Annotated in this window: 8 protein-coding genes; 5 read left to right on the top strand and 3 right to left on the bottom strand. The window is 74.1% G+C overall.

The genetic code is table 11. From position 1 onward, the window contains the following. The 3 genes from EAO70_RS36035 to EAO70_RS36025 all read left to right on the top strand — a co-directional run. Positions 1 to 2,099 (top strand): ATP-binding protein (locus tag EAO70_RS36035; protein ID WP_148007001.1); only part of this gene is annotated, 2,099 nt, incomplete at its 5' end. Positions 2,100 to 2,235: 136 nt separating this feature from the next. Continuing rightward, positions 2,236 to 2,424 carry a DUF4179 domain-containing protein gene (locus EAO70_RS36030; RefSeq protein ID WP_148007000.1) on the top strand — a complete coding sequence of 63 codons (189 nt, stop codon included), beginning with the start codon at positions 2,236 to 2,238 and terminating at the stop codon, positions 2,422 to 2,424. A 97-nt stretch (positions 2,425 to 2,521) separates the two neighbouring features. Then, positions 2,522 to 4,558: a BTAD domain-containing putative transcriptional regulator gene (locus EAO70_RS36025; RefSeq protein WP_187284192.1), complete on the top strand. Its 2,037-nt coding sequence runs from the start codon at positions 2,522 to 2,524 to the stop codon at positions 4,556 to 4,558. 72 nt (positions 4,559 to 4,630) lie between these two features. Here the strand turns inward: EAO70_RS36025 and EAO70_RS36020 are convergent, their stop codons facing one another. Beyond that, entirely contained in the window at positions 4,631 to 5,377 is a 747-nt protein-coding gene (locus EAO70_RS36020) for an ABC transporter permease (protein ID WP_222723515.1), read from the bottom strand. A 2-nt stretch (positions 5,378 to 5,379) separates the two neighbouring features. Then, positions 5,380 to 6,345, bottom strand: a complete 966-nt coding sequence (locus EAO70_RS36015; RefSeq protein WP_148006998.1) for an ATP-binding cassette domain-containing protein — start codon at positions 6,343 to 6,345, stop codon at positions 5,380 to 5,382. A gap of 84 nt (positions 6,346 to 6,429) precedes the next feature. Here EAO70_RS36015 and EAO70_RS36010 point away from each other — a divergent pair, with 84 nt between their 5' ends. Then, entirely contained in the window at positions 6,430 to 7,653 is a 1,224-nt protein-coding gene (locus EAO70_RS36010) for a sensor histidine kinase (protein WP_148006997.1), read from the top strand. A gap of 2 nt (positions 7,654 to 7,655) precedes the next feature. After that, positions 7,656 to 8,306, top strand: a complete 651-nt coding sequence (locus EAO70_RS36005; RefSeq protein WP_148007002.1) for a response regulator — start codon at positions 7,656 to 7,658, stop codon at positions 8,304 to 8,306. Positions 8,307 to 8,418: 112 nt separating this feature from the next. Here EAO70_RS36005 and EAO70_RS36000 read toward each other — a convergent pair whose 3' ends face one another. Next, a complete protein-coding gene (locus EAO70_RS36000; RefSeq protein WP_148006996.1) occupies positions 8,419 to 9,462 on the bottom strand; it encodes an LLM class F420-dependent oxidoreductase in 1,044 nt (347 codons plus the stop codon). Positions 9,463 to 9,530: the final 68 nt, after the last annotated feature.

The following is a 9,530-nucleotide window of genomic DNA, read 5'->3' as shown; positions in this document are numbered from 1 at the left end:
TCACCGGGCGCGCCGAACAGGTCGAGGAGCTGAGCCGGGTCCTCACCGCCCCCGACCGGACCTCGCTCCCGGTCGCGTCCGTCAGCGGCATGGGCGGCCTCGGCAAGACCACCCTCGCCCTGCGGGTCGCCCACCGGATCAAGCACGAGTTTCCCGACGGGCAGCTCTACGTCGACCTGCGCGGCAGCGGTCTCGAACCTGCCGACCCGTCGGCCGTCCTCGGCAGCATGCTCGCCGCGATGGGCGTGGCCCCGCACGTGCTCCCGGCCATGACCGACGACCGCGCCCGGCTCCTGCGCACCCTGCTCGACGGCCGGCGCATGCTGCTGCTCCTCGACAACGCCCGGGATCCCGCGCAGGTGGGTCCGCTGCTGCCCGGCTCGGCGGGATGCGCCGTGATCGTCACCAGCCGGACCCGGCTCGTCGGCATCCCCAGTGCGGTGACCGCCGTCGCCCTCGAGGTCTTCGTGACCGACGAGGCGATCGCGCTGCTCACCGCGATCGTCGGCGCCGCACGCGTGGAGGCCGAGCCCGACGCCGCGGTCCAACTCGTGAGCGCGTGCGGGCATCTCCCGCTCGCCGTCCGGATCGTGGCCGCCCGCCTCGCCGCCCGGCCGCGCTGGCAGCTGGAGACCATGACCCGCCGGCTGGCCGACGAGCGCCGCCGCATCGGCGAGCTGCGCGCCGGCGACCTCGCCGTCGCGGCGACCTTCGAACTCGGCTACCGCCAGCTCCCGCAGGAACAGGCGTGCGTCTTCCGGCTCCTCGCGCCGGTGGCCCGTCCCAGCATCGGCCTGGAGGTGGCCGCCGCGGCCCTCGGCCTCGACGCCTACGACGCCGAGGAGATCCTGGAGTCGCTGGTCGACGCGGCCATGCTGGAAGCGCCGCAGCCCGGGCGGTACCGCTACCACGACCTCGTCTGGGCCTTCGCGCTCCAGCTCGGTGTGCCGCCCGGCGACGGCGGCGGCGAGGCCGGCATCCCCGTGCTGGCTCCGCTCCTCGACCACCTGCTGGCCGCCGGGCGCGCCGCCTTCCACTGCATGGTGCCCGGCAACCCGGACGGTGTCTTCCTCACCTCTGACCCGGCGCCCGCGCCGCCCTTCGCCGGGCTCGCGGAAGCACGCGCCTGGGTGACCACCGAGTTCGAATGCCTCACCCACGCGTTGACGCTGGCCGCCCGCAGCCCGGCCGGGTCGGCCCCGCGGATCCTGCGGGTCGCCGCCGACCTGCTCATCGCCCTCACGCCGTTCGGCAAGGACATCCCGTACGCGCAGCTCGCCTCCGCCGCGCAGGCGCTGGCCGAGACCGCCGCGCTGCGCGGTGACGACCACGTCGCCGGGCGGGCCCGCTTCGTCTGCGGGAACGCCGCCCTGCAGAGCGCCCGGCTCGTCGAGGCCGAGCAGTTCGCCCGGCTCGCGGCCGAGGCGTGCGAGCGGGTCGGCGACCGGGTGATCCTGCGTCAGACGCTCAACGACCGCGGCCTGATCGCGCAGTTCCAGCACCGTTACGAGGACGCGGTGCACTTCTACGACCAGGCCATCGAGCTGGCGGTCGCGCTCGGGCACCGTTCGGGCGAACTGGTGACGCGGCTCAACGCGGCGCAGGCCCGGCTGCGCGGCGGTCTTGCGGAGGAGGCGCTCGTCGCCTCCGACGAGGCGCTGGCCGCGCTGCGGGAGGTCGAGGACCACCACGGCGTCGCCTACGCGCTGTACGTGCAGGGCATGGCACTGCACGAACTGGGCCGGCACGGCGAGGCGGTCGCGAGCCACACCCGGTGCCTGGACCTGTGCGAGACCTGGCAGATCCGCGGACAGGAATCGCAGGCCCGCCACCGGCTGGCGGAGACCCTGAGGGCCATGGGACGCCGGGAGGAGGCCCTCAAGGAGGCGGGGCGTGCGCTGGTGCTGTGCGAGCAGCGCGGCGCGGCACGCGACCAGGGGCTCGCCCTCCTGGTACTGGGCCGGACCCTGGCCGACCTCGGCGACACCGGGGCCGCGGTGGTCCGCGCCCGCCAGGCCCACCTGCTCTTCACCCGGCTCGGGCTGCCCGACGCCGACCACACGGCCGCTCTCCTCACGGCCCTCGGCGACCTGCCGTGAAGCTGCCCCGGCATCCCCGGCGGCAGGAATATATCCGCAGGTCAGAGCGGATATCCAGGATCTATCCAGCGTAGATCGGCAGGCGGCAGAGTCTGACTCGCCAGCACGAACGACGAGCGAACGGAAGACCGAGCACATGCGAGCGACCACCTCCACCCGTCCCACCACCCGCGCCCTGCGCACCGCCTGTGTCGCGATCGCCGCGGTGCTCGGCCTCTCCCTCCTGGCCGTCGTCGAGCAGCAGGTCACGGCGCCCGTGACGAGCACCGTCGCGGCCGAGGGCCCGATCATCGACGACATCCACGAGTGGGACAGCCGCGGCTGATCACGCCGGCGCGGTCCGTCGCCCACGACGGGACGGACGGCGAAACGAACGACCATGCCATGGGGGAGTCATGACGGGTGGTAGTCCGGCGACGGCGTTGGCTGAACGAGACGTCGCCACCATGGTCCGCGCCGCGCGGACCCGCAACGGGGTCAGTCAGCGGGACCTCGCCGAGAAGTCCGGGATCGGTCTGCGGACGCTCCGTGAGATCGAACGGGGCCGGGTCAGGGCTCCGAGATCCGGATCGCTGCGCAGAATCGCCGAAGCTCTGCACGAACCCGCCCTGCTGGCGCAGGCCGGAGTCACCACCGGTGCCGACGAGGACGTCCCCGAGGACGCCCCGCTGGTCCTGAAGATCCTCGGCCGGATGTCCGCCACGCGCGGCAACGCCGAACTGCTCACCGGAACGCCGAAGCAGCGGATCCTGCTCGGACTCCTCGCGCTCAGGGCCCACCAGGTGGTCGACCGCGACGAGATCATCGAAGTCCTCTGGGACGGCGAACTGCCCGACACATTCGGGCAGTTGATCCACACCTACATCTCACGCATCCGGCTGACGCTGGACGCGCACGCCCTCCCCGACGTCGGCCGCACCGCGGTCGTGCGGCACGGCGGCGGCTACGAGCTCCGGATCGAAGGCGACAGCCGGCTCGACGTCCTGGAGTTCGGCCGACTGACGCACGAGGCGGAGCGGGCCCGCGCCGGCGACGACCCGGTCCACGAGCAGGCGCTGCTCTCCGAGGCGCTGGGGCTCTGGCGCGGTCGCCTCCTGGAAGGCGCCCCGCCGCGGCTGGCCCGGCACGCCGCAGCCGTCGAGCACGGCCGGCTGCGCGTCGCCTCGGCGCTGCGCCTCGCCGATCTCGCCCTCGCCCGCGGACAGCACGAGGAGGTGCTCGCCCAGGTCGGGCCGATCGCCCGGCACGAGACGCTGCATGAGGGCCTGCACGCCCGGCTGCTCGCCGCGCTCGCCGGTTCCGGCCGCCGGGCGGAGGCGCTGGAGATGTTCGCCGCGGTCGCCCGCCGGCTCCGCGCCGAGAGCGGCATCGAGCCCGGCGTAGAACTCCGCGAGGCCCAGATGGCCGTGCTGCGGGAGGACGCCCGGGCCGGGACCGTGAGCACGGAGCGACCCGCCGGCCGTGCCGACGGGCCGCGCTCCGTCCAGCTTCCGCAGAGCGTCGGGGATTTCGTGGGCCGCGTCGAGCACTTCCAGGTCCGTCAGTACCTGACCGGGCAGGGGCCGCTGGCCGCGTTCGGCGCGGCGCCGGTCGCCGCCCTCCACGGGCCGGTCGGCGTCGGGAAGTCCGCCCTGACCGTCCAGATCGCCGCCGCCGTCGCCCGCCACTTCCCCGACGGCSTCCTGCACGCCCGGCTGCGCACCGGCGCGCCCGGCGAGATCCGTACGGCGCTGCGCGGCTTCGCCCGGGCCCTGGGCGTACCGGCGTCCGGGCTGCCCACGGGACTGCCCGAGCTCGCGGCCCTCTACCAGGAGGCCGTCGCCGGCCGCAGGGTCCTGGTGGTCGTCGACGACGCGCCGGGGGAGCGCGCCGTGCGCCCGTTGCTGCCGTCCGGCCCCGGCGCCGCCGCCCTGCTGGCCGGACGGACCCCGCTGCCCGGCCTGGAGGGCGCCCAGCACTTCCGCGTCGAGCGCTTCACCGTTGACCAGTCCGTCTCCCTGCTCGCCCGGATCGCCGGCGAGCGGCGGGTGCTGGCCGAACGGGCGGCGGCCGAGACCCTGGCCGAGCTGTGCGACGGGATCCCGCTGGCCGTGCGGATCGCGGGCATGCGGCTCGCCGCCCGCCCGCACTGGACCCTGGCCCGGCTGGCGGACCGGCTGGCCGACGAGGACCGGCGGCTGTCGGAGCTGGTCGCCGGCGACCTGTCCGTACGGGAACGGCTGACGTCCGCGTACGAGGGCCTTGATCCCGTGCTCCGTGACGCCGTGCGCGCCCTCGCCCGGTCCGAGGACCGGGCGTTCACCCCGGACGGCGCGGCCGCCGTGCTGCGGTGCGGCGGGCACCAGACGGAGGACCTCCTGGAACGGCTGGTCGACCACCAGCTGTTCGAACCCCCGGTCGGCGCCGGCGAGGAGTACGTCTTCTCGCCCCTGGTGCGCCTCCACGCCCGGGAACAGTGAACGGCGTGAGGGGACGGTCGTCGATGCCCACCATCCCCGTCCCCTCACGCGCCCCTCACGGCGGCGGGACGCTCACGCGTCGCGTGCGCGGAGCGTCAGCCAGCCGCCGACCGCCGCCGCCCCCGCCCACACCGCCATGACCAGCACCCCGGTCAGGGGGCCGTAGGGCGCGGCGGCGGGGTCGAGCCGCAGTCCGTACTGGCCCGCCCGGTCCGGCAGGTACCAGGCCAGCTCCTGCAGGCCGGGGATCTCCGCCAGGACGGGGGAGACCAGGAACAGCACGGGGACCAGGACGCCCATGGAGAGCATCAGACTGCGCAGCATCGCCGTGAACCCCATGCACATGACCGCGAGCAGCGGGAAGTACAGGGCGCCCACCACGATCGCCCGCACCGTGCCGGCGTCGCCGAACGCCGCGCCGTGCTCGCCGAGGAGACGTTGCGAGAGGAGGAACGTGGCCAGCGAGGCGACCGCGCCTGCCACCAGGGCCAGCACCGCCCCGACGGTGAGCTTGGCCGCGTACAACAGACCGCGCCGGGGCACCGCCGCCAGCGACACCCGGATGGCGCCGTGCTGGTACTCGTTGCCGACCACCAGGACGGCGAAGGCGATCACCACCACGTGGGCGAACAGGATGCCGTAGTAACCGAGCTGCACCGGGTCGAAGCCGGGGCCGTCCGCCTCCTCCGAGCCGACCGACCCCGTCACGCCGGCCCCGATGCCGACGAGCAGGGCCGCGGCCAGCGGCAGTGACCACAAGACCGGACGCACCGAGCGGATCTTCGTCCACTCCGAGCGGAGCACCGCGTCGACAGACATCGTCAGACCACCTCTCCGAGGGGTCGCCCCCCGTACTCCACCGAATCGGCGGTCATGCGCATGAATGCCTCCTCCAACGAGTCCTCCACCTGTACCAGCTCCAGGACGGCGGTCCCCTCGTGAGCCGCGCAGCGGCCGACGTCGGCGGCCTCCGCCGCGTACACCTCCAGCGCGTCGCCCTCGCCGGGCACCACCCGCAGCCCCTTGCGTTCCAGGGCCTCCCGCAGCCGCTCCGGCTCGTCGGCCCGCACCCGCACCCGGGAGCGGCCGTGCTCGGCGGCGAACTCGGCCATGGACACGTCCGCCAGCAGCCGGCCCCGGCCGATCACGACCAGCCGGTCCGCGAGCAGCGCCGTCTCCGTCATCAGGTGACTGGAGATCAGCACCGCCCGGCCCCGGTCCGCCAGTCCCCGCAGGAAGTGCCGCAGCCAGCGGATGCCCTCGGGGTCCAGACCGTTGACCGGCTCGTCGAGGATCAGCACCGCGGGGTCGCCGAGCAGCGCCGCGGCGATGCCCAGACGTTGGCGCATCCCCAGCGAGAAGCCGCCGATGCGGCGACGGGCCGCGGAGTCCATGCCGACCTGCTCCAGCACCTCGTCGACCCGCCCCTGCGGTATGCGGCCGGCGTGGGCGACGCAGAGCAGTTGGTCGCGCGCGGTCCTGCCCGGATGCGCCGCCTGTGCGTCCAGCAGCGCGCCGACGTGGCGCAGTGGCTCGACCAGCCGGGCGTACGGCCGTCCCGCGACCAGGACCTCGCCCGCCGTGGGCCGGTCCAGTCCCAGGATCATCCGCAGGGTCGTGGACTTCCCCGCGCCGTTCGGGCCGAGGAAGCCGGTGACGGAACCTGCCCGCACCTGGAAGGTGAGGCCCTTCACCACCGTCCGGTCGCCGTACGCCTTCACCAGGCCGCATACTTCGACGGCCGGTGCGTCGCCCGCACCGTGCGTCGTTGCGTTGTCCCTGTTCATGTCTTCAAGCCAACCGTGCGGCGGCGCCGGACGGATCCCCCGGCGGCGGGAGTCACCTCCCCCCGGGGAGGGAGTTGATCCACCATGAGACGTCTGCCGTCGACGCTCTACGACGCCCTGCGCCAGGGCCGTACGTACGCCCGAGGGCTCCACCTGCTGCTCGGAGCGGCCGTCGGGCCCGTCTGCGTCCTTGCGTGGCCCGGCATCACGGAGAACCTGGCGCGCACCCTCGTGGCCTGCGCCCTCGTGCCGGTGGTCCCCCTGCTGCTGCTCGGCCTGGTGCCGGGGGCACGGCGGGCGGAGGGGATCCAGGCGCGACTGCTGCTCGTTCCTGACGACGAGAACGACATCGGCCGCGCCCCGGCCCGGAGCCTCTCCGACCGCCGGCGCACCAGCGTCTGGCTGGTGCTGCGCTGCTGGTGGGGACTGCTCGTCGCCAGCGTCGTGGCCCAGTTGCTGTCCGTCACCGGAACGCTGGCGTCCGCGCCCGCCGTCGAGGGCTCCAGCACGATCCTCGGCGTCACCGTCCCCGGTGGCCACCGGCACATCTGGTACCTGGGCCTCGTGCCGCCGCTGCTCGTCGCCGTGCTCGGACTGGTCGTATGGGCAGGGAACGTACAACTCGCCCTCGCACGAAGGCTGTTGGGGCCCTCGACGGCCGAACGGCTGGCGCTCGCGGAGCGCCGGGCGGACGAGCTCCTGGCCCGCAACCGGCTCGCCGGCGAACTCCACGACTCCATCGGCCACGCCCTCACCGTCACGGTGCTTCAGGCGAGTGCGGCCCGCGAACTCATCGACTCCGAGCGTGACTTCGTCGTCCGGGCGCTGACGGCGATCGAGGACACCGGTCGCCGGGCCATGGACGACCTGGAGCGCACCCTCGGCTACCTGAAGGACGAGGAGCAGGGCGTCCGCACCGTGCGGCCCACGCTCGCGGACATCGGTCAGCTGTTGGAGGCCAGCCGCGCGGCGGGCGTCACGGTGCGCTCGCGCACGGCCGCCGACGTGGACGCCGTTCCGGGCGTCGTCTCCCGCGAGGCTTACCGCATCCTCCAGGAGGCGCTCACCAACGCCATGAAGCACGCCCCCGGTTCACCCGTGGACGTCGAACTCGCGGTCACCGGCGCACAGGTGAGGCTCACCGTCGCCAACCGGCTGGTCGAGCAGGTGCCCCAGGCCTCCGGCACCGGCAAGGGGCTGCGCAGTCTGCGGGAGCGCGCCGCGCTGCTGGGCGGCCGGGCCAGCGCCGGAGCCGCCTCGGGGCGCTGGACCGTCAGCGCCCGTCTCCCCCTACGCTTGGAATCGTGATCATGGAAATCTCCGTCCTCCTCGTCGACGACGAGGAGCTCGTCCGGGCCGGCATGTCCGCCATCCTGGGCAACGCCCCCGGCATCACCGTGGTCGGCGAGGCGTCCGACGGATGCGAGGTCGTGCCGCTCGTCCGCAGGCTGCGCCCGGACGTCGTCGTCATGGACGTGCGGATGCCCACCGTCGACGGCATCACCGCGACCCGCGACCTCGTGGCCGCCGTCCCCGACCCGCCGAGGGTCCTCGTGATCACCACGTTCGAACGCGACGACTACGTCTACGAGGCGCTCAGGGAAGGGGCGTCGGGGTTCCTGCTCAAGCGGTCCCGACCCGCCGAGATCGTCCAGGCCGTCCGTACGGTGGCGACCGGGGACTCGGTGCTCTTCCCCGCCGCGATCCGCTCGCTGGTGCAGGGACGACGGGCCCGGGAGCCCGGGGACGCGCTGGCCCGCGCCCAGCTCACCGAGCGGGAGACGGAGGTGCTGCGGCTGATGGCTCGGGGGATGTCCAACGCGGAGATCGCCGAGCGCCTGTTCCTGGGGGTGCAGACGGTCAAGACCCATGTCAGCGGCACCCTGGCGAAGCTGGGGGCGCGCGACCGGACGCAGGCGGTGGTCCTTGCGTACGAGTCGGGGTTCGTCGCTGTGGGCTGACGGAGGTGACAGTGTCGGCCGGACCGGCTGGCCGACAGGGCCGAGGGGACTGAGAGGGGTGAGGGCTCCGGGCCCGACACGGCTTCGGGGCTCCGTGGCCGGCGTCGCCCCGTCAGCCGGTGATGTGCTTCAGACGGGAGACCACCGTCGCCTCGGACTCGCCCTCCTGCGGGACGGGCACGACCTGGAGATGGGTGACCCCGGACTCGCGGTAGGCGTCCAGACGGTCCCGCACGTAGCTCTCCGTACCGCAGATCGTGGTGGCCTCGAGCAGCGCGGCGGGCACGGCGGCCGCGGCCCCGGCCCTGTCCCCGGCCCGGAACAGGCGCTGGATCGTCTCCGCTTCACGGGCATAGCCGTACCGGCTGACCAGGTCGTAATAGTAGTTGTGGCCGGGCGCGCCCATGCCCCCGACGAACAGCGCGAGCTGTCCGCGGGCCAGCTCCCGGGCCCGCTCGGCGTCCGGGCCGATCGCGAGCAGACCGCCCGCGGAGATCTGGAGCGGTCCCAGCTCGGGCCCGCGGGCCGCGGCGCCCTCCTTGAGGGCCGGGCCCCACACCCGGTCGCACCACTCGGGGACGAAGAAGAGCGGCAGCCAGCCGTCGGCGGTCTCCGCGACCATCCGGACGTTCTTCGGTCCCAGCGCCGCCACCCACACCGGGACGGTCGGGCGGACCGGGGCCGTCAGCAGCCGCATCGGCTTGCCGAGGCCGGTGCCCCGCCCCTCGGGTAGCGGCAGCGTGACCGTGCGCCCCTCGTGACGCACCGGTTCGTCCCGTCGCCAGAAGGCGCGCATGACCTCGATGGTCTCGCGGGTCCGGGCCACCGGGGCGGCGTACGGCACCCCGTGCAGGCCCTCGACGACCTGCGGGCCCGAGGAGCCGAGGCCGAGGTGGCAGCGTCCGCCGGACAGGGCGTCGACTCCGGCCGCGGTCATCGCCAGCAGGGCGGGCGTCCGGCTGAAGACGGAGAGGATGCCGGAACCGATCTCGATCCGCTCCGTACGGGCGGCGAGGAAGCCCATGAAGCTGGGCGCGTCGTAGCCGTACGCCTCCGGCACCCAGACCAGGTCCAGGCCGGCACGCTCCAGTTCGGCGACCTGACCGGCCGCGGCGACGATGTCGGTGTCGTACTTCAGCTGCATGGAGATCTTCATGGCGTGGGCTCCGGGGCGCGTCGCCGCATCGGCGGCTGCTCGCTGGGGATGCGCCAACGTCTGGGCAT

The organism is Streptomyces sp. adm13(2018) (assembly GCF_008042145.1).
Classification (GTDB): domain Bacteria; phylum Actinomycetota; class Actinomycetes; order Streptomycetales; family Streptomycetaceae; genus Streptomyces.
Note: the sequence above shows the minus strand (reverse complement) of the source record. Positions and strands in the feature narration are given on the sequence as shown.

Bases quoted from the DNA above. Each gene is read 5' to 3' on its own strand.
- EAO70_RS36030 (WP_148007000.1), top strand. From the start codon at position 2,236: ATGCGAGCGACCACCTCCACCCGTCCCACCACCCGCGCCCTGCGCACC.
- EAO70_RS36010 (WP_148006997.1), top strand. From the start codon at position 6,430: ATGAGACGTCTGCCGTCGACGCTCTACGACGCCCTGCGCCAGGGCCGT.
- EAO70_RS36005 (WP_148007002.1), top strand. From the start codon at position 7,656: ATGGAAATCTCCGTCCTCCTCGTCGACGACGAGGAGCTCGTCCGGGCC.
- EAO70_RS36020 (WP_222723515.1), bottom strand. From the start codon at position 5,377: ATGTCTGTCGACGCGGTGCTCCGCTCGGAGTGGACGAAGATCCGCTCG.
- EAO70_RS36000 (WP_148006996.1), bottom strand. From the start codon at position 9,462: ATGAAGATCTCCATGCAGCTGAAGTACGACACCGACATCGTCGCCGCG.
- EAO70_RS36015 (WP_148006998.1), bottom strand. From the start codon at position 6,345: ATGAACAGGGACAACGCAACGACGCACGGTGCGGGCGACGCACCGGCC.